The organism is Mycolicibacterium boenickei (assembly GCF_010731295.1).
Taxonomy (GTDB): domain Bacteria; phylum Actinomycetota; class Actinomycetes; order Mycobacteriales; family Mycobacteriaceae; genus Mycobacterium; species Mycobacterium boenickei.
The window spans coordinates 889,977-913,188 of record NZ_AP022579.1; the positions used below are offsets into that span (position 1 = coordinate 889,977).

The 23,212-nt window shown below is 66.8% G+C and carries 21 protein-coding genes and 1 tRNA gene; 12 read left to right on the forward strand and 10 right to left on the reverse strand.

The features are described from left to right. The first annotated feature begins 31 nt into the window (after positions 1-31). Positions 32-1,501, forward strand: a complete 1,470-nt coding sequence (locus G6N57_RS03995) for an ABC transporter permease subunit (RefSeq protein WP_077740594.1) — start codon at positions 32-34, stop codon at positions 1,499-1,501. Further along, entirely contained in the window at positions 1,498-2,262 is a 765-nt protein-coding gene (locus G6N57_RS04000; RefSeq protein WP_077740595.1) for an amino acid ABC transporter ATP-binding protein, read from the forward strand. The genes G6N57_RS03995 and G6N57_RS04000 overlap by 4 nt, the downstream gene beginning before the upstream one ends. On the opposite strand, the gene G6N57_RS04005 is transcribed toward G6N57_RS04000, so the two are convergent. Both G6N57_RS04005 and hpnE read right to left on the reverse strand, forming a co-directional pair. Then, positions 2,249-2,824: a TetR/AcrR family transcriptional regulator gene (locus tag G6N57_RS04005; RefSeq protein WP_077740596.1), complete on the reverse strand. Its 576-nt coding sequence runs from the start codon at positions 2,822-2,824 to the stop codon at positions 2,249-2,251. The genes G6N57_RS04000 and G6N57_RS04005 overlap by 14 nt on opposite strands. A gap of 11 nt (positions 2,825-2,835) precedes the next feature. Then, positions 2,836-4,182 (reverse strand): hydroxysqualene dehydroxylase HpnE, encoded by a 1,347-nt coding sequence (gene hpnE, locus G6N57_RS04010; RefSeq protein WP_077740597.1) that lies wholly within the window; start codon positions 4,180-4,182, stop codon positions 2,836-2,838. Between the two features lie 161 nt (positions 4,183-4,343). On the opposite strand from hpnE, the gene G6N57_RS04015 reads away from it, so the two are divergent. Next, positions 4,344-5,588 (forward strand): MFS transporter, encoded by a 1,245-nt coding sequence (locus G6N57_RS04015; RefSeq protein ID WP_077740598.1) that lies wholly within the window; start codon positions 4,344-4,346, stop codon positions 5,586-5,588. On the opposite strand, the gene G6N57_RS04020 is transcribed toward G6N57_RS04015, so the two are convergent. Both G6N57_RS04020 and tgt read right to left on the reverse strand, forming a co-directional pair. Next, positions 5,485-6,723 (reverse strand): cytochrome P450, encoded by a 1,239-nt coding sequence (locus G6N57_RS04020; RefSeq protein WP_077740599.1) that lies wholly within the window; start codon positions 6,721-6,723, stop codon positions 5,485-5,487. The genes G6N57_RS04015 and G6N57_RS04020 overlap by 104 nt on opposite strands. A gap of 39 nt (positions 6,724-6,762) precedes the next feature. Beyond that, entirely contained in the window at positions 6,763-8,034 is a 1,272-nt protein-coding gene (gene tgt, locus G6N57_RS04025; protein ID WP_077740600.1) for a tRNA guanosine(34) transglycosylase Tgt, read from the reverse strand. Between the two features lie 78 nt (positions 8,035-8,112). Between tgt and G6N57_RS04030 the strand changes: the two genes are divergently transcribed. Then, positions 8,113-8,550, forward strand: coding sequence for a lipoprotein LpqH (locus tag G6N57_RS04030; protein ID WP_234815835.1), 438 nt, complete (start codon positions 8,113-8,115; stop codon positions 8,548-8,550). Here the strand turns inward: G6N57_RS04030 and G6N57_RS04035 are convergent. Continuing rightward, on the reverse strand, positions 8,537-9,460 hold the full coding sequence (locus G6N57_RS04035; protein WP_077740602.1) for a haloalkane dehalogenase: 924 nt from the start codon (positions 9,458-9,460) through the stop codon (positions 8,537-8,539). The two genes, G6N57_RS04030 and G6N57_RS04035, sit on opposite strands and share 14 nt — an antisense overlap. 137 nt (positions 9,461-9,597) lie before the next feature. Here G6N57_RS04035 and G6N57_RS04040 point away from each other — a divergent pair, with 137 nt between their 5' ends. From G6N57_RS04040 to G6N57_RS04050, 3 genes are all read left to right on the forward strand, one after another. After that, entirely contained in the window at positions 9,598-10,098 is a 501-nt protein-coding gene (locus G6N57_RS04040; protein ID WP_077741915.1) for a lipoprotein LpqH, read from the forward strand. 105 nt (positions 10,099-10,203) lie between these two features. Further along, complete coding sequence (locus tag G6N57_RS04045; protein ID WP_133118377.1) at positions 10,204-11,520, forward strand: PE-PPE domain-containing protein; 1,317 nt, start codon at positions 10,204-10,206, stop codon at positions 11,518-11,520. Positions 11,521-11,542: 22 nt separating this feature from the next. Then, positions 11,543-13,315, forward strand: a complete 1,773-nt coding sequence (locus tag G6N57_RS04050) for a penicillin-binding transpeptidase domain-containing protein (RefSeq protein ID WP_077740604.1) — start codon at positions 11,543-11,545, stop codon at positions 13,313-13,315. A 128-nt stretch (positions 13,316-13,443) separates the two neighbouring features. Here the strand turns inward: G6N57_RS04050 and G6N57_RS04055 are convergent, their stop codons facing one another. From G6N57_RS04055 to G6N57_RS04070, 4 genes are all read right to left on the reverse strand, one after another. After that, positions 13,444-15,147: a diol dehydratase reactivase ATPase-like domain-containing protein gene (locus G6N57_RS04055; RefSeq protein ID WP_077740605.1), complete on the reverse strand. Its 1,704-nt coding sequence runs from the start codon at positions 15,145-15,147 to the stop codon at positions 13,444-13,446. Next, positions 15,144-15,476, reverse strand: coding sequence for a diol dehydratase small subunit (locus tag G6N57_RS04060; RefSeq protein ID WP_077740606.1), 333 nt, complete (start codon positions 15,474-15,476; stop codon positions 15,144-15,146). Before G6N57_RS04060 ends, G6N57_RS04055 begins: the two co-directional genes overlap by 4 nt. Continuing rightward, on the reverse strand, positions 15,473-17,692 hold the full coding sequence (locus tag G6N57_RS04065; protein ID WP_077741916.1) for a propanediol/glycerol family dehydratase large subunit: 2,220 nt from the start codon (positions 17,690-17,692) through the stop codon (positions 15,473-15,475). The genes G6N57_RS04060 and G6N57_RS04065 overlap by 4 nt, the downstream gene beginning before the upstream one ends. A gap of 88 nt (positions 17,693-17,780) precedes the next feature. Beyond that, positions 17,781-19,136, reverse strand: coding sequence for a WS/DGAT/MGAT family O-acyltransferase (locus G6N57_RS04070; protein WP_077740607.1), 1,356 nt, complete (start codon positions 19,134-19,136; stop codon positions 17,781-17,783). Between the two features lie 101 nt (positions 19,137-19,237). Here G6N57_RS04070 and G6N57_RS04075 point away from each other — a divergent pair, with 101 nt between their 5' ends. The 5 genes from G6N57_RS04075 (at position 19,238) to G6N57_RS04095 (ending at position 23,014) form a co-directional block, all read left to right on the forward strand. After that, on the forward strand, positions 19,238-19,648 hold the full coding sequence (locus G6N57_RS04075; protein WP_077740608.1) for a hypothetical protein: 411 nt from the start codon (positions 19,238-19,240) through the stop codon (positions 19,646-19,648). After that, positions 19,608-21,383, forward strand: a complete 1,776-nt coding sequence (locus tag G6N57_RS04080) for a peroxidase family protein (protein ID WP_077740609.1) — start codon at positions 19,608-19,610, stop codon at positions 21,381-21,383. The genes G6N57_RS04075 and G6N57_RS04080 overlap by 41 nt, the downstream gene beginning before the upstream one ends. A gap of 9 nt (positions 21,384-21,392) precedes the next feature. Beyond that, a complete protein-coding gene (locus tag G6N57_RS04085; RefSeq protein WP_077740610.1) occupies positions 21,393-21,935 on the forward strand; it encodes a nitroreductase family deazaflavin-dependent oxidoreductase in 543 nt (180 codons plus the stop codon). A 164-nt stretch (positions 21,936-22,099) separates the two neighbouring features. Next, complete coding sequence (locus G6N57_RS04090; protein ID WP_077740611.1) at positions 22,100-22,297, forward strand: hypothetical protein; 198 nt, start codon at positions 22,100-22,102, stop codon at positions 22,295-22,297. A gap of 15 nt (positions 22,298-22,312) precedes the next feature. Next, positions 22,313-23,014, forward strand: coding sequence for a hypothetical protein (locus G6N57_RS04095; protein ID WP_234815834.1), 702 nt, complete (start codon positions 22,313-22,315; stop codon positions 23,012-23,014). A gap of 68 nt (positions 23,015-23,082) precedes the next feature. On the opposite strand, the gene G6N57_RS04100 is transcribed toward G6N57_RS04095, so the two are convergent. Next, positions 23,083-23,173 (reverse strand) — tRNA-Ser (locus G6N57_RS04100). Between the last annotated feature and the right edge of the window lie 39 nt (positions 23,174-23,212).

Below are 23,212 nucleotides of genomic sequence, written 5' to 3' on the forward strand. Positions count from 1 at the left end.
GAATCCGGCGTGCCCCTGTTAGCGTCCGGCGGTGCGCTCCCGACGAATTCCGCTGCTCGGACTTCTGCTGATCGTCACGGTGATACTGGCCGCGTGCGGAGGAAAGGCCGGCAATACCGACGAACCGCTGAAGTCCGCCGGTGTGCTGCGGGTCGGTACCGAAGGTGTGTACTCCCCGTTCAGCTACCACGACACCGCCACGGGTCAACTGGTCGGCTACGACGTCGACGTCGCCCGCGCGGTCGGCGACAAGATCGGCGTCAGAGTCGAATTCGTCGAAACACCGTGGGATTCGATCTTCGCCGCGCTCGAGGCCAACCGGTTCGACGTGGTGGCCAACGAGGTCACCATCTCGCCCGAGCGGAAGGCCAAATACGACCTGTCCCAGCCGTACTCGATCGGCGAGGGCGTCATCGTCACCCGCGCCGACGACAACTCGATCAAGTCCCTCGCCGATCTGAAGGGCAAGGTCGCCGCGGAGAACGCCACCAGCAACTGGTCCGAGATCGCCCGCAATGCCGGGGCCCGCGTGGAGGCGGTCGAAGGATTCACCCAGGCCATCAAGCTCCTCAACCAGGGCCGGGTCGATGTCGTGGTCAACGACAGCATCGCCGTCTACGCGTATCTGGCCGAGACGAACGACAAGTCGGTGAAGATCGCGGGCACCGTCGGCGAGAAGAGCGAACAGGGCTTCGCCGCGCGCAAGGACAGCGGCCTGCTGCCCGAGCTCAACACCGCCCTCGACGAGTTGCGGGCCGACGGCACCCTGGCCGCCATTTCCCAGAAGTACCTCAAGGCCAACGCCTCCGGCGCGCCCGCGGAAGGCGCTCCGGCCCCACGCTCCACCTGGAAGCTCATCGCCGACAATCTGTGGCCGCTGGCCAAAGCGGCGCTGACGATGACCATCCCGTTGACCATCATCAGCTTCGCCATCGGCCTGGTGATCGCCCTGGCGGTGGCGCTGGCCCGGCTGTCGCCGAATGTGGTGCTGAGCAACATCGCCCGGTTCTACATCTCGATCATCCGCGGAACCCCGCTGCTGGTGCAGTTGTTCATCGTGTTCTTCGCGCTGCCCGAGTTCGGGGTGAAGATCGACCCGTTCCCGGCCGCGGTGATCGCGTTCAGCCTCAACGTCGGCGGCTATGCCGCCGAGATCATCCGCTCGGCGATCCAGAGCATCCCGAAGGGGCAGTGGGAGGCCGCCGAGACGATCGGGCTGAACTACACCGGCACGCTGCGGCGCATCATCCTGCCGCAGGCCGCCCGGGTCGCGGTCCCGCCGCTGTCCAACACTTTGATCTCACTGGTCAAGGACACCTCACTGGCGTCGACGATCCTGGTGACCGAACTCCTGCGACAGGCCCAGATCGTCGCGGCGCCGACGTTCGAGTTCTTCGCGCTCTACGGCACCGCCGCGATCTACTACTGGGTGATCTGCCTGGTGCTGTCGTTCGGCCAGAGTCGCCTGGAACGCCGACTGGAAAGGCATGTTGCGCGATGACCACAGAACGCGAAGACCGGATCGTCGCCACCGATGTGCACAAGGCCTTCGGCGACTTCCAGGTGCTCAAGGGCGTCTCGTTCACCGTCCCGCGGGGCACCGCGACCACCGTCATCGGCCCGTCGGGTTCCGGGAAGACCACCCTGCTGCGCACCCTGAACGCCCTCGATGTCGCGGACTCAGGGGTGATCCGGGTCGGCGACACCGAACTCGACTTCTCCAAGCCGGTGCCCAAGGACCAGCTGCGCCGCTACCGGGCGCAGAGCGGGTTTGTGTTCCAGTCCCACAACCTTTTTCCCCACAAGACCGTGATTCAGAACGTCACCGAAGGCCCGCTGGTGGTACAGAAGCGCCCGCGCGAGGAGGTGCTCGCCGAGGCCGCCGAGCTACTGCGCCAGGTGGGGCTGGCCGACCAGCAGGACAAGTATCCGTATCAACTCTCGGGCGGCCAGCAGCAGCGCGTCGGGATCGCCCGGGCGCTGGCGCTGAAACCGAAGGTGGTGCTGTTCGACGAGCCGACCTCGGCGCTGGACCCGGAACTGGTCGGTGAGGTGCTGGCGGTGATCCGCGACCTCGCCGTCGAGGGCTGGACGCTGGTGATCGTCACGCACGAAATCCAGTTCGCCCGGCAGGTTTCCGATCAGGTGCTGTTCACCGACCGCGGAGTGATCCTGGAGCAGGGCCCACCCGCCGCGGTGATCGGCGATCCCAAGGAAGAACGCACCCGCCAATTCCTGCAGCGGATCCTCAACCCGCTGTAGTCTCTCGCGCGGTTCCCACCGCCCACCCGACCAGCGACCGCAGATAGGTCAGCACTTCCTCGTCGGGATGGCCATGAGGGTCCTCCAGATGCAATCGGGCAAGTTCTTCTATGGCGGACAACAGGATTCGAACCGTCGTCCCGTCCGCGTCGAGGTCCACGCCTGCCGCGGCGGCCAAGTGTCTGGCACTGACCTTCCTGGCGTAGGCGCGGCCCAGCTCGATGCGCTCCCGGACCTCGGCCGGTGCCCCTTCGGGCGGCCGCAGGATGATGCGCCAACTAGTCGGCGCCGCGTGCAGGTAGTCGAGAATGCCGCGGCCAAGCTGCTCGGGATCCAGATCCGGTTGGTCCACCGTGCCCATACCGGCGAACGCGATCGCCGACTCCCGGTCCAGCAGTGCGGTAGTCAGCCCGGCCAGGTCGGTGAACTGCTGATACACCACGGTTCTGGTGACACCGGACTGGCTCGCAACGCGCTCGATGGACAACGTGGCGTAACCGTCCGCGGCGACGATCTCGCGTGCGATATCGAGCAATTGGGCCCGGCGGTCGGCACCGGACATGCGGCGCCGGCTCATTTCCGGCCGAGTAACAGGTCGACAGCTTTCGCGGCGCTCTGCACGGCGCTCTCCATGGTGGCCGACCAGTCTGTGGCGGTCCAGTCGCCGGCCAGCACCAAGGTGGGCACCGAGGTTCGTTGCGGCGGGCGCAGCGCATCGGTTCCCACCACCTGCGAGAAGGTCGCCTTGGGCATCTTGACCACCTGAGCTTGAACCACCTGGGCCTCACCCGCCGCCGGGTAGTACCGGCGAAGGAGTGCCAGCTGCTCGTCGACGATCTCGTCGTTGCTCTTGTGGATCTGCTCGTAGGCCCCACTGGTGGTCAGGCAGTACAGCCAGGCCCGCTCGGTGCTGCGGCCATGCATGATCTGGCGGTCGAAGACCTCGTCGATCACCCCGGTGCCGCCGATGAGACCCTCGAACGCGGACTCGGTCCCGAGTGGCCGGTCCAGGTAGAGATTGGTGCTGACAATCGGTGTGTAACCGAGTTTGTCTGCCGCGGCATAGATTTCGGGATGCTCAGGGAGATCATCGAGCAGCCCGCCGATATTGGAGTTGGGCACTGCGCAGACCACGGCGTCGGCGGGGACCTGTGTGCCGTCGGACAGGGTGACGCCGGTGACCCTGCCCTCGTCGATCACGATCTTCCGGGCCACCGAGCGGTACCGCACATCGACACCGCGCTCCTCGAACACCCGCAACGCCCCGGTGATGTAGAGCGTGTCGAGGTCCACCGTGGGATAGCCGATCGTGACCGGGGTGCGGTGCTTGACACCGAGCCGGAAGCCGGTGGCCATCACGTTGGCGAACACCTTGGCCGATTCACGAGCCACCGGTTCGGCCGCGATCCCCAGCGCGAGCCAGTCCCACAATGCCTCTCGAGCCGGAGCAGGCATACCCACCCGCTGGAACCACTGCTCGGTGCTGAGATCCGCCAGGTCGGCCGGTTGATGCAACGCCTGCCAACCCAACCGCAGCGTGGCGCGTGCCGCTCGCAACCGGTCGGCGACGCCGGCATCGGGATGGACCCCGAAGAGAGCGCGGAGCGCACCGAGGCCGGTGGTCTGCATGGTGGTGCTGCGTCCATCGGGCCAGCGCAGTGTCGAACTCTTGGGAAACTCGATGAACTGCCGGGTGCCGACACTGGCGAGATAGCGCCACAGGTGCTGATACCCGCTGGCGACCACGTGCTGACCGTTGTCAGGTGTGTCGTCGGCAATCTCGGCCCGCATCGCATGAGTGCGCCCGCCGAGCTGACCCCGTCGTTCCAGCAGGACGACGCTCTTTCCGGCTTCGCTCAGCCATACCGCTGCGGCCAATCCCGCCAGCCCACCACCGATCACCACATAGCGCTCACCCACGTCGCAGCCCCCTCCGTCGGATAACTTACATCTTGTAAGTTAGACCTCTCGGGCGCACAGGCGCTATAGAACGGGCGAACAACGGCATGCCGTCACTCTCCCACACCGCGTGGTCCGATTTCCGCCAGCACGCTGACCTGAGCACTCATAACGTCACATCCATGACAGCACAACCCGATCTGCATCGAATCACCGTGTGGTTCATGGCGATTGCCGCCGCCCTCGGTACCGCAGCGATCTATCCACTGCAACCGGCGATAGCCGATGTCGCTGGCGGCCTTGACATCTCGATCGCCCAGGTCGGTATCGCACTGGCCTGCGGACCCATCGGCTATTTGTCGGGGCTCGCGCTGCTGGTGCCGCTCGTCGACCGATTTGCGCCCAAACACGTACTCGCCGCGCAGTTCGGGGTGCTGGCGGCAGCGATGGCAGCCAACGCCGCCGCCGGCTCGCTGTGGATGCTGGCGCTCACCATCGGAGTGATCGGTGCCTGTTCCACCGTCGGCGCGCAGTTGAGTTCGATCACCGCACGCTTCAGCCCCGACGGCCGCCGGGCAACCGCACTGGGCATCGTCACGGCGGGCATCTCAGCCGGGATCATCGGCGGCCGCATCGCCGGTGGCTGGCTGACGGAAACGTTCGGATGGCGAGGCGGTCTGCTTGTGTTCGCTGTCGCATTCGCCGTCACCGCGCTCGTCGTATTCCGGGTACTCCCCGGCACGGCCGGTTCGGCGACCGGCAGCTACCTGGCGACGCTGCGCGGTCTGCCCGGTCTGTACCTGCGATTCCGCACCTTACGCCTCGCCGCGCTCCGCGGCGCGTTGTGGTTCTTCGCCTTCTGCGCGGTGTGGGCCGGACTCGCCGTCGCCTTGGCGCAACCGCCGTACGCGTACTCGGCCGAACGGATCGGCCTGTACGCGCTCGCCGGTCTCCTTGGCATCGTCGCGACGCGCATCGCGGGGGTGTGGACCGACCGGGTGGGCGCACGACGCGTCACAGCGATCGGACTGGTCCTGGCCGCCGTCAGTGCGAGCGTTCTTGCGGGCTGCCTGTCGAATCCCGTACTGACCCTGGTCTGCCTGGCAGTGTTCGACGCCGGACTGTTCGCTGCCCAGGTGGCCAATCAGAGCACGGTCCTGGCCATCGACCCGACCGCACCCGCCCGGTTCAACAGCGCCTACATGGTGGTGTACTTCGTGGGCGGCAGCCTGGGCACCGCGTTCGGCACAGCCGCGGTGGGATGGCTGGGATGGCCGGCCACCGCAGCCGTGACGGCCGCGACGATCGCTCTCGCGCTACTGCTCAGCGCCGCAGATCGACCGGAAACGTCGACATCCCCCGCAGCGTCAGGTTCGCCTTGTACACCGGATCGGCAGCCAGACGCGCCTGCGGGAACCGGGCGGTGACCGCTGACAACGCCACCGAGGCCTCGAGTCGGGCCAGCGGAGCACCCAGGCAGAAATGCGGCCCCTTCCCGAATCCGATGTGCCGGATGTTCTCTCGGTCCGGATCGAAATCGTCGGGTCGCTCGTTGGCCGCCGGGTCGCGGTGAGCGGCTGCCAGCAACAGCAGCATGGTGTCGCCGGCCGGGATCGTGATGTCGCCGATTGTCATGTCTTCACCGGCAATTCGGCCGACCAACTGGACCGGCGGGTCGTACCGCATGGTCTCCTCGATGATCGCCGAGGCCCGGGAGGCGTCCGCACCGAGTGCCGCCCATTGGGCCGGGTGCCGCAACATCGCCAGCGTCGCGTTGGCGATCAGGTTCACCGTCGTCTCGTGCCCGGCGACGAGCAGCAGATTGCACGTCGCGACGATCTCGTCCTCGGTGAGCTGATCCCCGGACTCCTCGACCGCGATCAACCCCGACATCAGGTCCTCGCCCGGGGCGCTGCGACGGGCGTCGATGAGCTCACGCAGATAATCGTTCAGCCAGATCCCGGCCGCCATCTGCTCGTCAAACCGATCCGAGGTGTGCCCGGTCAACGCCAGGAACGGGTCCAGCGCCGAGGCGAGCAGGGCCGAGGCACTGCTGAACTTCGGCTCATCCGCGACGGGCACACCGAGCAACCGGCAGATCACCGCGACGGGCAGCGGGTAGGCCAGGTCGTCGATGACGTTGAAGGAGCCGCGTCGCTCGACGTCGTCCAGCAGCCCGGTCACCAGCTCGGTGATGTCCGGTTCGAGCGCGTGGATCACCTTCGGCACGAAAGCCTTGCTGACCAGTTTGCGCAGCCGCGTGTGATCGGGCGGGTCGAGGAACAGGAAGCTGGCCGTGCCGCGGGGACGCGGTCCCGGATCAGCCTCCAGTTGCCGCTGGGCGATGGTGGAGTTGGCCCGGTCGCTGCGTGACGCCGGATGCCGCAACACCTCGTCGCAGTCGGCGAACGACGAGAACACCGTCAGGTTCGACTCGGGCAGGTGCAGCGGCCCGAGCTCGCGGATCCGGTTGAACGACGGGTAAGGATCGGCCCGGCAGGCCGGGTCCAGCAGCTGCATGAGCAGGGCCTGCGGGGCCTGATCGTCGGTGACGGTCTCCATCTACTTATTGTGCACGCGTAGAAAATGAGGACAGTTCACTCAGGCTTTTCGCTCTTCGCGCAAGCGCTCATCGGCGGGCACCCCGTAATACCGCCCCAGCACGTGCGCCCGCAGCTCGTCGAACTCACCGGCCACGATGGACGCCCGGATCTGATCGACCAGCCGGATCACGAACCGCTCGTTGTGGATCGTGCACAACGTCGCCGACAGCATCTCCTTGGCCTTGAACAGATGCCGGATATAGGCGCGCGAGTAGTTGGCGCACGTGTAGCAGTCGCACTCGGAGTCGATCGGGGTGAAGTCCCGCTTGTACTTGGCACCGGTGATGTTGAACCGCCCCGTGGCCGAGTACACCGCCGCATTGCGCGCCACCCGCGACGGCGACACACAGTCGAAGGTGTCGGCTCCGGCGGCCACCGCGTCGAACAGGTCATCGGGTTCGCTGATCCCGAGCAGGTGACGGGGCTTGTCGGCAGGCAGCTCGCTGCTGACCCAGCCGACGATGGTGGCGAGGTTCTGCTTCTCCAGCGCACCGCCGATGCCGTAGCCGTCGAAGCTCAGTCCCTCGGCGGGACCGGCCTCCTGCCCGATCTCTGCCAGCCCACGGGCGGCCTGCCGGCGCAGATCCTCGTACTGGGCGCCCTGCACCACGCCGAACAGCGCCTGCCGGGGCCGCTCCGGCGACAGTCCCTGCAGCCGGTGGTGCTCGGCCAGGCACCGCACCGCCCACTCGTGCGTGCGCTGCACCGAGCTCTCCTGGTAGCCGCGGGTGTTGACGAGGGTGGTGAGCTCGTCGAACGCGAAGATGATGTCGGCGCCGAGCTGGTTCTGGATACCGATCGAGACCTCGGGAGTGAACCGGTGCTTCGAGCCGTCCAGATGGGAGCGGAACGTGACGCCGTCGTCGTCCACGACAGCCAAGCGCTCCTTGCCCTTGGCGATGATGTCGTCTTTCTGCAGCCGCTCGGTGTCCATTGCCAGGACCTTCTTGAACCCGACACCCAGCGACATCACCTGGAAGCCGCCGCTGTCGGTGAAGGTCGGGCCCGGCCAGTTCATGAACGCCCCGAGCCCGCCGGCCTCGGCCACGATGTCCGGGCCCGGCTGCAGGTACAGGTGGTAGGCGTTGGCCAGAATCGCTTGGGCACCAAGCTGTTTCATGGTCTCGGGAAGCACCGATTTCACGGTGGCCGCGGTGCCGACCGCGATGAACGCCGGGGTCTGGATGTCGCCGTGCGGAGTGTGGATGGTGCCGACCCGGCCGAATCGGCCGGGCAATTCGGCCTCCACGGTGAAATACGGCTGGTCCACACTGTGTATTCAACCGGATGCGCGTCCGATTTCCGTCATGGGGGCGGACGCGACCATACTGCGGACGTGAATTTGGTCATGAGCCGCCCCATTGTCATCGCCACCGGATTTGCTGTGTGTCTGGCTGCCGTCGCCGGATGCTCGTCGCAGGATTCGGGTTCTTCCACGAAGTCCGGCCAGGGCCGGGTCACCTTCGGTCCCAACGACGCCGGCCCGGTCACCAGCGTCAGCTGCGAGACCAAGGACGGGCTGACCACGATCGGCATCGAGGGCAAGATGCCGGCCTCGGTGGCGCTGACCGACGGCGAGGCCCCGGTGGTGCAGTCGGTGAACATCGGCGACGTGAACGGCGAAGGGTCGTCGCTGACCTACCTCGCCGGCCTGTCGGGCGCGCCGGTCGTGGCCGCACGCGACGGCAAGGGCTACACCATCACCGGCACCGGCATGGGCATCGACCCCAACCAGCCGGGTGCACCGGTGGACATGCCGTTCGACATCGCGGTCACCTGCCCGTAGCCGAACGGTCGGCCAGGAACTCGACGATCGCCTCGGCGAGTTCCTCGCCGGCATCCTCCTGCAGGAAATGACCGGCGTCGCGGATCACCGGATGGTCGACGCCGTGCGCGCCGCGCATCTCCCGCTTCAGGATGGGCGCCATGCCGCCGGTGATCGGGTCACCGTCACTGAATGCCACCAGCATCGGAGTTTCGCTGGCCGCCAACACATTCCACGCTGACCGATTGGCGGCCGACGCCGGATCGTCGGGCGAGGTGGGTACCAGGCCCGGCATCGCGCGAGGGCCCGCGCAGTACGAGTCGTCGGGGAACGGGGCGTCGTAAGCGGCCCGGACCTCGGCGCTGACCGGGCGCCGGCATCCCGACTCCACGGACCGCCCGACGTCGATCGTCGGCAGGTTCTGGATCGCGGTGCGGAACTGCCACCAGATCTCCGGCATCGGGATATCCCCGGTGGGCAGGCCCGTGTTGGCGACGACGATGTTTGCGAACCGGTCCGGGTGCTCGGCAGCCAACCGGAGCCCGATCAGACCACCCCAGTCCTGGCAGACCAACGTCACCCGCCGCAGGTCCAGCACGTCGAAGACCAGCGCCCGCATCCACTCGACATGCCGCGCATAACTGTGGTCCTCGATGCGGGTGGGCTTGTCCGACCGGCCGAAGCCGACCAGATCCGGACAGACGACGCGATACCCCGCGCCGGCCAGGATCGGGATCATCCGGCGGTACAGAAACGACCACGATGGTTCCCCATGCAACAACAAGATGGGATCGGCTTCGGCCGGACCATCCTGCACCCAGGCCACGCGCAGATGGCCGCCGTCCGCGTCATCGATATCGGAATATGCTGGCGGATAAGCAAATTCAGGCAGATCGTAGAAACGGTCTTCCGGTGTACGCAACGTCTGCATGACGCTGAACTTACGGCTGCCCCGGGCCCGTGGCGAACAATTCGCCCAAACCCACGTCCACGACCTGCGCAAACTCCATACTTCTGCCTGACAGCCCGCCGCTCATGGCTGGCTGCGCAACCGTGAGGAGAGCAGTGGTGAAGCGTGAGTTCCTGGTAGCCGTCGGCGGCGGCGCGATCATCGTCGCAGGCCTGTCTGGCTGTTCGTCGAGCGACAAGAAAGACACCTCCAGCGACACGAAGGCCACGGCAACGGCGTCGGCAACAGCTTCGGCCGAGGCCGGAGGTGCCCAAGCGACAACCGGCTCGGGCACCGCCCGGGTCACCATCGACGGCAAGGACCACAAGCTGGAGGGCACTGTTGTGTGCGCGACGGTCGCGGGCAATGTCAGCCTGACAGTCGGCCAGGGAATGAGCGCCGTCACCGCCACCGTCAGTGAGGGCGACAAGCCGTCGGTGAGCGCCGTGGCGCTGGGCAATGTCGACGGCATCAGCCTCGCCTACACGCCCGGCGTACCCGGCGGCAGCGCAGAAGCCACCAAAGATGGCAACAAGTACACGATCAAGGGCGACGCCACCGGTATGGACGGAATGAACCAGGTGACCAAACCTTTCGAGCTCGAGGTGGCCTGCCCGTAACAAAACACTCACATCTAGCAAACATCTGGCATAGTGTGGGCCCGGACTGACCCGGGCCCACACTCCGTTCTCAGTCGCTTCACCCGCACGACCCGGAGGTGCACAGTGGCCAGTCATCGGAAGCACGCACGTTCATCGGCTGTCGCGGTCGCCAGTGCCACCGCCGGGATGACCGCGGTGCTCGCCTTCGGACACGTTGCCGACGCGCTCGCTGCCACCCTGCCGGGTGACTATGCCGTGGTCGGGGTGGGCGGGAAAGACGACACCGAAGGTGTGCGGATCCCGAACAAGTTCGGCGGCAACTACGTGCCCTATGGCAGCGGATACGCCGGGCCGGCGGGCGATCGGTACTACCCCGTCCACTATTCGGCCACGCTGCCGATCGATTCGAGCGTGGCCGACGGTCGCGCGCCGCTGATCGAGCAGGTCGGCATTGCCCGCGACGACGTCGGCGAGGGCGGAAAGATCTACATCGTCAGTTACTCCGAGGGAACGATCGTCGCCGAGAAGTACAAGCGCGAACTCGATGCCGGCGGCGCCCAGAATGCCGACACCCTGAAGTTCGTTTACATCGCGGCGCCCACGGTGCCCAACGGCGGAATCTACGCCCGCTTCCCGAATACGGGACCGCTCGGGCTACTCGGATTCACCAGCACCGGGGCAGCGGAGCAGTCGCCCTACGACGAAACCTTCATCACCATCGAATACGACCCGATCGGCGACTTCCCGGCCTACGCCAACCCGCTGTCACTGGCCAACGCCGCCGCAGGGTTCATCTACCTGCACGGTGACCCGACGCCCGACGCTACCGACCTCAACGATCCCGACGCGATCATCGTGACGCCGGTAGACCAGCCGGGTGGCGGCCATGACACCTACATCCTGGTCAAGACCGAGCATCTGCCGTTGTTGCAGCCGTTCCGGGACGTGTCGACGGCGCTGAACACCACCGCATTCAGCGAGCCCGTGCTCGGCGCGATCGAACCCACCCTCAAGCTCGGCGTCGACATGGGCTACACGGACCGCGACTATTCCGATCCCGCTACGCCGACCCGCTTCTCGTTGATCACGCCGCCCAAGCGGATCGCCGAGACCATCGAGCAGCTGCCCGACGCCTTCCAGCAGGGCGCGGACAACTTCCGGAACGGATTGCCTTCTACCGCATCACCTTCGACGACGTCGGGACCCAGCGACCGCAACGCGGCGAAGGACACCCCGAAGCTCGCCGACCCCAAGGTCGAGACGACGAGCGACGCGACCGATGTCCCCAAGAAGCCCGTCAAGCGCACGCCCGCCCACCGGCGCGACGACGTACGCAACGCCATCTCGGACGTCGCGAAGAACGTCAGGAATTCGCTCAAGCCCAGGCCGAAACACGAGGCCCAGCCCAACACCGAGTCAGGCACGGACAAGGCCGCATAGTTTCTGATGTCATGCTGGGGGCATGACTCAATGGCGCGCCTGGTTCTTGCTGCTGTGCCTGTTGCTCCCGCTCGTGGGATGTTCGTCGTCTCCCGACCCGGCTGACCGCTTCGCGGCGTTTGCCGATGCCCTGCAACGCAAAGACGCTCCCGCCGCAGCGGCGGAGACCAGCGACCCCGCGGCGGCAGAGGCGGCAATCAAGTCGATGTTCGACGGTATGGGCGACGCCGCCTCGGTCAAGGTCAGTGCCGAACCCGAGGACGGCAACGAGGCCGGTGCGACGCTGAAGTACGAATGGTCCTGGGGTGAAGGCCACGACTTCGCCTACGACACCACCGGCTCCGCGGCGAAGACCGGTGAGGACTGGCGCATCTCCTGGGCACCGACGCTGCTACACCGAGATCTGCGGGACGGCTTGAGGTTTCAGTACAGCACCGACAGCGACCTGCAGACCCCGGTGCTGGACCGGACCGGTCAGCCGTTGATGACGTGGCAGACGGTGGGGGTGATCACCCTGGAACGCGCCCACCTGGCTTCGGCCGCCCCGCTCGCCGCGCTGCTCGCGCCGTTCGATGCCACCACCACCGCCGAATCGATCAACGCGCAGTTCGCGTCGAACACCGATGACCGGGTGACGGTGATGAAGCTGCGTGAGGACGATCTCAACGCGGTGCGCGACCAACTGACCCAGCTTCCCGGCGTCACCGTGGCCGAGCAGGGTGACCTGCTGACCACCGACCGCCAACTGTCCTCCCCCGCCATCGGCGGGCTGGCCCAGCTGTGGCACGACCGGATCACCAAGGCCGCCGGGTGGTCGGTGTACCTGGTCGATGCCGACGGCGCACCCGCACAGAAGCTGGCCGCACAACCACCGGCACCCACCGACCCGATGCGCACCACCCTGGACCTGCGGTTGCAGCTGCTCGCTCAGCAGGCCGTCGCCCAGGAGGCGCGGCCCTCCGTGGTGGTCGCGATCTCCGGCTCGACGGGCGGCATCCTGGCCGCCGCGCAGAATGCCGCTGCCGACCCGCAAGGCGCCATTGCCTTTTCGGGGCTCTATCCGCCGGGTTCGACGTTCAAGACCATCACCACCGCTGCGGCGCTCGAAGCCAACCTGGCGACCCCGGATACCCCGGTGGCCTGCCCGGGTCAGTTGACGATCGAGAACCGCACCATTCCCAACGACGACGACTTCGACCTGGGCACAGTGCCGTTGACGTCGGCGTTCTCCCATTCGTGCAACACCAGCATGGCGGCGTTGTCGGACAAGCTGCCCGCCGACGCGCTGACCAACACGGCCCGCGCATTCGGTATCGGGGTGGACTTCACCATCCCGGGACTGACCACGGTGACCGGCAAGGTCCCCAACGCCGACACCGCCGCACAACGCGTGGAGAACGGTATCGGCCAGGGCACGGTGACCGTCAGCCCATTCGGGCTCGCCGTCGCCGAGGCCAGCCTGGCGCACGGCTCGACCATCCTGCCCAACCTGGTCGACGGCGACAAGGTGACCGCCGATACCCCCTCGGAGCAGTTGCCTGCCGCCGTCACCGGGGCGCTGCGGGACATGATGCGCAAGACCGTGACCGAGGGCACCGCAAGGCAATTGAGCGATATCCCCGACCTCGGCGGCAAGACCGGTACCGCCGAATTCGGCGACAACACGCACTCCCACGGGTGGTTCGCCGGGATCGCCGGTGACATCGCGTTCGCCACTCTGGTGGTGGGCGGCGACTCGTCGGCGCCCGCGGTGAAGATCTCCGGAGACTTCCTGCGCCCGGCGACGGCCGGCTAGGTCGTGTCTGCCTGTTCAGGTATCTGGTTGGGCGGCAAGACCGTTCACATTGATCAGAGCTCTAGGTCTAGGTTTAAGTGCCTCGAGGCGTCTGACCCGCCAGGGCGAGCCTGATCAGCCAGACGCGGCTAGCTTGCGGATTCGGCGGCCCGGTGCACCAGCCCCGACGCGACCGCGAACCGCGGCCCGTGCACGCCGTCGATGTTTGCTCGCCCCACCACAACTCCCACACCGCGCAGGGATTCACCGACCGTGCGCAGCAGCTCGTCATCGAGTGCCCCGCCGCCGGCCAGCACCAACGCGGTCGGGGGTTTCTCGAACGCGGCGAGGCAGCGGGCGATGTTCGCGGCCACCGTTTCCTGCTTGATCGCCAAGCGAAGACTGCGCCATTCCTCGGCCGCCAATTTCGTGGAGAACGGCACCAACCCGGCCGTGCCCCGGGTGCACAGCCGGCCGATCGCGTCGGCCGGGGCCGGTGAGTCCAGGAACAGGCGCCGCCCGTCCTCCTCGTGCGCGACGTGTGGGCCCTCGACCCGGATCGCCGGGGTGCGCTTGACCCGCTCGGCCAGTGCCCGCGGGATGTTCAGCATGCGGGCCACCGCAACGGTGATGGTCTCCCCAGCACCCGCCGCGGTGACCGTGCGATCCGCACCGATCAGATCGATGGTGCCGCCGCCGATGTCGCACACCACCGAGTCCGGCGGCAGCCCCGGCGTGGTGCGGGCACCGCGGGCGGCGGCGTCGGGCTCGGTCGAGATCGTGCGGGCCGGACGTCCGGTCAACTCGGCAAGCGTCGTCGCGGCGTCCTCGACATGATCGGCTGCCAGCAGGGCCACCACCGTGCCGCGGGCATCGGCCACTCCGCGGCGCAGCCACGTGCCGCTGTCGAGAGCGGCGAGATCGGTGAAAAAGGCGTCGTCTACGGCGATCTCATGGTCAGCGGTCGGGATGGTGCGCAACCGGATCCGCACGACGCTGCCCGGCAGCTCGCGCCGCAGGATGGCGTGGGCCTCGGCAGGTGAGTAGCGGACCACCTGCCCATCGATCCGGAACTCGACATAGTCGTCGTCCACCGCGGGCGGCTCCGGCGCCTCGGTCCGCGCCGTCACCGCGATGGCAGGCGAATCCGCAAGCTCCCTGGTGAATTCGGCGACATCGTGAATCTGCTCATGGCCGAGTTCCAGTGCGGCACACAGCGCGATGGGATCGGCCAGCGCCCGGTAGGCGCGTCCCTCGGCCACCACCTCCACCGCGACCAGCGCGCCGGGCGCCAGTCCCGCGAGCATCACCTCGTCGACCACGGGGATGTCGAGCGGAATCCGGTTGCGGATCAACACCGCATCGTCCTGGGCGGCCAGTACGCCCACGATGGTCCAGCCACGGGCTGCTCCGGCGCTGATCGCGGCCGCGGCGTCCTCGAAATCGGTGTCGCCGTCGACGGACACGATCACCGGATCTGCTTGGGGTTCAGAAGCCAACTCCCCCAGCGGCACGTGCCGGCCCACCGCATACCCGGCACCGGCGGGGGTGCTGGCGTCGGGCTTGCGCAGGCTGCGCACCGGTGAACGCGGTGACGGCGCGGGTGCCAGCGGAGCTGTCTCGGTGTCGACCGGCCGGATCTTCGAGAGCACCAGCTCATCAGCCCGTACCTGAGCGTCGATCTCGATGCGGTGCAGCAACGTCGCCGCACCCTCCAAGGAGTCGCGGGATCCCTTGCGGCCCCGGGTCGGCGCCTGGCCGTGAGTGATGGGCTCGACGGTGCCGCCGATGATCCGGGCCACCACGATCTCCGTGGTGTGGTTGCCCACGTCGATCCCGGCGACAACCCTCACCGCAACAAGCCCCGCCGGGCGTAGACGGTGGCCGCCTGACGCACCAGTTCGGCGCAGCGCGCGGCCCCGCGGGTTTCCAGCGACGCCTGCAGCGCGTCGAGTTCAGCAGCCGTGGAGCGATGCGGACGCAGCGCCTCGTACAGGCCCATCACCTCTTCATCGTCGATGATCGCCAATTCAGCTGCGCGCAGGAAGTTCTCGGCGAGCTGCGGATTGCCGTTCTCCTCGGCGACCACAGCCTGGTGCGCCAGCACCGCCGGATCCATCCGAAGATCTGACAAGTCCAGCTTGCCGTCGACAGCCGCGGAGACGGTGAATTTCTCGGTCATGCTCTCCTCACCTCCACCGTGACGGGCGCCTGGCCCGGCTCACTGGACTCACGCTCCAAGGCCACCAGAGCCACCGCGCGGGCGTGGTACCGCGCCGAGATCGACTCGTCGGTGCCGCCGGTCAGGATCGGCACCGGCGCCATGCCCTTGGCGTGGCGGGCGGCATTGCGGCCCAGGTCGCGATAGTTCTTGGCGGTCAGCAGCGGGGCTACGCTGAACAGCTCCAGGTTGGCCAGGGGCGCCAGGTCCCGACGGTGGATGAGGGCAGTGCCCTTGCCCTGCAAGCCGATTCCTATCCCCGATCCGGACAGCTTGGCGGCGGTCAGTCCGATCAGGCCGACGTCGATGGTCGAGCGCACCCGCACGAACCGCGGTACACAGCCCTCTTCCTCCAGCCCGGCGGAGAGCTGTCGGATCACCTCGCCGATGGGCAGGCCGCACAGGCTCAGCCACACGCTACGGCCCAGCGCCGGCGACAACCCGATCACCACTTCTCGCGGATCACTGCCCTGCCGGGCGGGTTCGAGGTCGGTGACGGTGATGTGGCCTGCATGCGCAGCCTGGTCCGCGGTGAGCTCGGAGGTGTTGCGCTGCCGGCGGATGTTGTCGATCTCGGCCCGGCGCTGTTCGGTCAGCGTGTAACCCGTTCCGGGACCGGCGTAATCGTTCGGGTCGGTGATCTTTGACAGCACCCGGAACTGCTCATCGAAGATCGCCGACGTCTGCAACTGGTCACCGCGAAGGCGTTCGGCCGTGAGCCGCATGATGGCCTCGGCCTCATCGTCGTACCCGGTGCGCTTCAAGGAAGCGATCACGTCGAACACGGTGAGCTGTTTGGCCTCGATGGCGTTGGCCGCCTCCGCGACCGCCTTCGGGTCCCCGGGCGGCAGATCGCGCGACCCGTTGGCGACCACCACCTCCTCGATGTGGCCGTCGTCGAAATCGGCCAGGCCCAGATCGCGGTACACCGCCTGCACGGCCGTCGCGGCCCGCCGCCGGACTGCGGCGAGGTGTTCGGGCGACACCGTGCGCAACCCACCGTCGGCTCCCCAATCCCGTTGCAGGACCAGGAAATCGTCCATGTCGTCGGAGTTGAAGTTCGACAGCGCGAAGGCGTTGTCGTAGCGCGGGATCGAACCGAACCCCGAGAAGATGAAATCCGCACCGGCCAGCAGCACCGGCAGGGTGTGCGCGCTGCGGCGGATGTCGGATTCGGAGATCAGGTTGTCATTGCCCGCACAGGACTCCAGGTCGCGCATCATCACCATCAGGTTCTCGGCGAGCAGCTCCTTCATGCCGTCGGGCACCGAGGCCACCACGCCGACCCCGTCGATGCCGCCGTTCTGCACGCCCTGCGAGCCCAGGGCCCGGGCCAACGACACACACCGGGACTCCAGGTAGAGGATCGAGCATTTCTCGGCCGCACCCATCAGCACCTCGGCCCCGCCGCCACTGGTGACCCGCATCTTCAAACCGCGCGACGCGTAGGCACTGGTCAGGATCGCCTTCGAGAACGGGGTGTCGTCGCCGTCGACGAACACCTGCTCGGTGCCGTAGATGGAAATGGTCTCGGCATAGCTGGTCAGCCCACGCATGCCGAGCCGCAGTTCCAGCGCCTCTTCGATCGCGCACTGTGCCATCGCTCCCGGCGTCCCCACCTGCGAACCGATCAGCAGCGCAACCGCATTCGACGGCGCGTCGCCGAGCACCGGCACCGTCGTCTCGACCTCGCGGAACCCGTAGGCCACCGCGCTGGCCGCGTCGGCCGCGATCAGCATCGGATCGTCCAGCTGATTGGTGACGTGGGCCTGATTGCTCGGCGTGCGGCGGGCCCGCATCTTGGACATGGCCATCTGCATCTCGACCGGTGTCAGCACCGCGATGACGCGCGCGAGTTTGGCCGGCGTCGTGCCGCCGATCAGCCGAACCACCTCGGCACGCGGCACATTGGGGTCGACGGTCTTGCGGGCCAGCTCGACATCGGACATCGCCATGGCCTCGGGTGCGATGTCGAGATCCAGGCCGTAACGAGCGATGAACTCGTCGATCACGTCGAAGTCGGCGGCGGACTTGCCATCCATCTCGACGACCTGACCGTCACGCAACACCAGCGAAGGTTCCGGATCGTGCGGGCTGCGCATCGCGACCAGACCCAGGTCCGGGTTGGTCACGCTGAACCCGTCGAGGTTCACCGGCTTCGCGTCGAGGATCCGCATCCTGCCGAGGTAGGCACCGCCGTCATCCGCCACGGCGACCATTTTGCGCGACGAACCCTATTTGGTCTACCCATTACGCCTTTTGGCGTCAGACCCCGGACGCGACCTCCAGCGCCTTGAGCGAGTCCTCCAGATGGCTGAGCATCCGCTGCAGATGCGGCACGCTGCGCCGGCAGCCGACCAGCCCGAAATCCAGGTTGTCGGCGTTGTTGGCCAGGGTGATGTTCATGGCCTGGCCATCCAGCGCGATGGACAGCGGATAGTTGCCGTCCAGCCGAGCACCCTTCCAGTACAACGGATGTCGCGGTCCCGGCACATTGGAGATGACCAGGTTGAACGGCGGCGAGGTGGCCCCGACGAAGCCCGGCACGGCGGCCAGGCCGAGCGGGGCGATCATCATCGCCGACAGCGCCAGGGCCTGAACCCTCGGCAGCTCGGAGAACACCTTTTTGTTGCCCCGCATCGACTCACCGACAACCTTCAGCCGCTCGGTGGGGTCCTCCAGATCGGTGCCCAAATTGCACAGCACCGAACCGACCAGATTCCCGCCGGCGTCGGCCTCGTGCTCGGCCCGCAAGCTCACCGGCACCATCGCGATCAGCGGGCGATCCGGCAAGGCGTCCTGCTCCAATAGATAGGCGCGCAACGCTCCGGCGCACACCGCCAGCACCACGTCGTTGACCGTGGATCCGGCGGCCCTCGAAATCCGCTTGAACCGCTCGAGCGGCCAGGACTGCGCCGCGACGCGACGGGCACCGCCGATCTTGACGTTGAACATCGTCTTGGGAGCGGCGAACGGCAGCGTGAGCTGTTGCTCCAGCAGCGCCGAGCGAGCCAGCCGCACCGTCGACGGCGCCAGCCCCGCGACCGATCCGACCGCACCGGTGACCGTCCGCACCAACGACGAACCCTGGTGCTGCCGCTTCCGGCGCGGCACCGCCCACGGCACCCGCACCTCGGTGTCGTCGGGATCTTCCGACAGCGTGCGCATCAACAGCTTGAGCGCCGAGACCCCGTCGATCAGCGAATGGTGCATCTTCGTGTAGACCGCGAACCGGCCGTCGGCCAGCCCCTCGATCAGGTGGGCCTCCCACAGCGGGCGGTGCCGGTCGAGCAGGCCACCGTGCAGGCGCGAGGTCAGCTCCAGCAGATCACGCACCCGGCCCGGAGAAGGCAGGCCCGAGCGGCGCAGGTGATAGTCGAGGTCGACGTCGTTGTCATAGGTCCAGCCGACATTGGCGATACCGCCCAGAAACGTGGCCGGATGCTTGCGGAACACGGGCTGGAACTCGGTCTGGGCCACCATCCCCTCGTACAGCTCGCGCACGAAGTCACGGTCAGCGCCGGCCGGAGGTTCATAGAGCGCCAGGCCGCCGACATGAAATGGGTGCTCGCGGGTCTCGGCGATCAGAAACATCGAATCGGTCGGCGACATCAGTTCCATGGACACATTCAACGCTGTTGTGACAGCCCCCGACGAAGACAAGCCAAAACAAGTAGCCGACTACTCATGCACCGGCCCGCGCGAACACCCAAGATCGAGGCATGCTGAGCCCGACGGCAGCACGCACCGCTCTCGCGGCGATCCGGATCATCAATGGCGCGACCGCCCTTGTGGCGCCCGAAAGGCTGCTCACCCGACTGGGAGTCGATACCTCCCAGGACCGTTCGGCGAGCTATCCGTTCCGGATGTTCGGCATCAGGACCGTGCTGATCGGACTGGACCTGCTCGTGCTGCGGGGCGGCGAACTGCGTCGGGCCGAGAACCTCGCCGTCCTGATTCACGCCACCGACACCGTGTCGGCCGCCGTCACCACCGCGCGCGGCGATCTGCCGCGCCGCCACGGCGTGACGGCCACTGTCATCTCCGCCGTCAACACCGCTCTCGCCGTCATCGCGTGGAAAGGATCCCGTCATGCCATCGCTTCTCACGAGGTTGTTCCTCAAGACCGCTGAGCTGGTCGACCGGCGGATCGGCTGGGACAAACTGCCGCCGATCCTGGGTATCTCCGTGCTGGTCGGGATCCGTGACGCGCTGCGGGAACACAACCTGTACGACACCTACCAGGGCAACCCACCGGAGGCGCCCGCGCTTGACCCGATCGATTACCTGACCAACCGGACGGCCAACGGCACGTACAACGATCTCTCGGCGCCCTCGATGGGCATGGCCAACACCCGGTTCGGGCGCAACGTTCCGCTCGCCGAGGGCCGCGCCGAGACGCTGCCGCAGCTGATGGATCCCAATCCCCGACTGATCAGCACCAAACTCTTGCAGCGCCGGGAATTCCGGCCGGCCACCACGCTCAACGTGCTCGCCGGGGCGTGGTTGCAGTTCGAGACCCGGGACTGGTTCAGCCACGGCACCGACGCCAACCGGATGCTCGAGATTCCCCTCCCCGAGGGGGATACCGAATGGCCCGACGACACCATCAAGGTCCCCGCCACAATCGCCGACCCCACCGCCGCGCCGGGCGGTTCGACCTTTGTCAACACCGAGACCCACTGGTGGGACGCCTCCCAGATCTACGGCAGCAACCAGGACTTCCAGAACGCGATCCGCAGCCACCGCGACGGCAAGGTCCGTATCGACGCCGACGGGTTCATCGACATCGACCCGGCCCTCATCGGTGCTTCCGGTGGCGCCGACGGGTGGTGGCTGGGCATGGAGCTGATGGGCACGATCTTCATGCGCGAGCACAACGCGATCTGCGACCGGCTCAAGGCGGCCTACCCGCAGTGGTCCGACGAGCAGCTGTTCAACAAGGCGCGGCTGATCAACGCCGCGCTGATCGCCAAGATCCACACCATCGAATGGACCCCGGCGATCCTGGGGCACCCGACCCTGCAGATCGGAATGCGGGCCAACTGGTTCGGGCTGGCCGGTGAACGGGTCAGGGAGTTGTTCGGACGGCTGGGCTCCAGCGACGTGCTCAGCGGCATCCCTGGCTCGACCACCGACCACCACACCGCGCCGTACTCGATCACCGAGGACTTCGTCACCGTCTACCGGATGCACCCGCTGGTGCCCGACGACTACGAATTCCTCAGCCTCACAACCGGAGTCGAGCCTCGCAACCTGACCTTCAACGAGATCCACGGCGGGGCGAACTCCCGCGGTGTCCTCAAGAGCGTCGGCGTGGCCGAATGCCTGTACTCCCTGGGCGTCGCCCATCCCGGCGCCGTCACCCTGCACAACAGCCCGAACTTCATGCGGAGCTTCCAGCGCACCGACGAGCACACGCTCGACATGATCGCCACCGACATCCTGCGCTCGCGGGAACGAGGAGTCCCGCGCTACAACGACTTCCGCCGGGCCCTGCGACTGAATCCGGTGACCAGCTTCGACCAGATCAGCGGCGGCGACGCCGCGACCGCGGCCGTGATGGCCGAGATCTACGGCGGCGACATCGAGAAGGTCGACACCACGGTCGGAATGTTCGGCGAGCAGCTGCCCGAGGGATTCGGCTTCAGCGACACCGCATTCCGGATCTTCGTGCTGATGGCCACCCGCCGCCTCAAGAGCGACCGGTTCTACACCGTGGACTTCACGCCGCGCGTCTACACCCACGAAGGCATGGACTGGATCGACCGCAACGACATGACCTCGGTGCTGCTGCGCCACTACCCCGAACTGGAGCCGTCACTGCGCGGGCAGCGCAACGCCTTCGCACCGTGGGCACGCATATAGGCACTGGTCATGACCGGCTCGCTCAACGGCATTCCCCGCGTCGACCTGCAAGCGCGGCCGTTGTGGAAACGCGAACTGTCCTGGTTGATCGGCGGCAAGCTGTTCACCACCGAACGGGCCGCGAGATTCTGGCAGCGACGGGTCGCGCCGCTGGAAGGTCCGGTCATGAAGGCAACGCGCGGGCGGACGCGGTTGAGTCAGAGCATCCCGGTACTCATGCTGACCTCGACCGGCGCGCGCAGCGGCAAGCAGTACGAGACCCCGCTGGCCTACTTCACCGACCGCGACGCCGTCGTGCTCACCGCCTCCAACTACGGGCGGGACCGCCACCCGAACTGGTATCACAACCTGCTGGCGCATCCGGACTGCGAACTGCACATCGGGCCGAACGGTGGGCGGTTCGTGGCACACGAGGTCACCGGGCCCGACCGCGACCGGCTCTACTCGCTGGCCGCCGACCGGCTGAACAAGGGCTGGAACACCTACGCGCAGCGCACCGACGGGATCAGGACCATTCCGGTGCTGCGGTTGTCAGCCGACGGACGGACCTGAAAACCGCAGGTCAAAGTAGTCTGGAAGGAAGCTAGCTGTTTCTTGTCGGTGCTGTCTGGACAATCAGGACGTATGACAGGCGGGAAAATGTACAGCACAGGCGATATGCCAGGTGAAACACTGGCGGTGTCGGCGATATCGGGACCGACAGACAGGGGGAAGTGATGACCAGGATTGCGTCCCTGACTGACGACGAACTGCGTGCGCGCCGCGATCAGATCGTGGAACTCCTTCAGGCGCGCGGCATATCGCTTACTGACCTTCGCAACCGCGCGCTGCACTACTCCCTCGTCGGCGACGAGCACGACCTTTGGGAGCAGCTGTCCTCCATTGCGTTCTTACTCGGGGAGACGAGCGCGTAAAGAGCACACGCGGCCATGTCGCTGTCCCACGTCGAGTTCAATGAGCAAGTAACCAGCTTTTCCAATGACGTCTTGAGCGCCGTCTCGGCCCTGAAGAACGGCGCTGGCGCGCAAGTCGACGCCGAACTCGCGTCAGCAGATACCCGCCTTCGAGCAGTGGTCAACACCAAGGTGGACCTGTGCTCACGCAGTGAACCTGGCGAGTGCCTCGCCGAGCTCCGCGTCGACTACAAACTGTGCGTCGACTCATTTAGCCGCTGGATAGCTGTCGAACACTCGTCGTTTGAGCTGAAGGCGAAGGTCGATCGCACACCAATCATCAGGTGGGACTACGACCGGACGTCCAATAACAGGCCCAGCGCCCACGTGCAGATAACCGCGCACCGCGGAGCCTTGTCGCACATCCTGTCCAAGCTCAACCACGACACTCCGCACAGCATGGAGTCGCTGCACCTGCCGATGGGCGGTGACCGTTTCCGACCGTGCCTCGAAGACATCATCGAGTTCTTGATCACCGACTGCGGTTTTGCGGGTGGACCGAACTGGCGCGCAACCGTGCGCGACGGCCGAGCGAAGTGGCGTCGCATACAGACTCGCGTAGCCGTCCGAGACTCCCCCTTGACAGCGGCGGCGGCACTAGAAGCGATGGGCTACGTGGTAACCCCACCCCCCGACGGTGATCCACCGGAACGAATCGAGAAGATCACAGGCTGGTGAACCAGTCCGATACCCAATTCCGAGAATATGAAAAATGCCCCCTACCTGCTCAGACAGATAGGGGGCGTTGGCGGTGGCGGAGGGATTTGAACCCTCGGACGGGGGTTACCCGTCACACGCTTTCGAGGCGTGCTCCTTAGGCCGCTCGGACACGCCACCGTGTGGCAGCTTACCGGGCGAGCGCCGCAAGCCCTAATC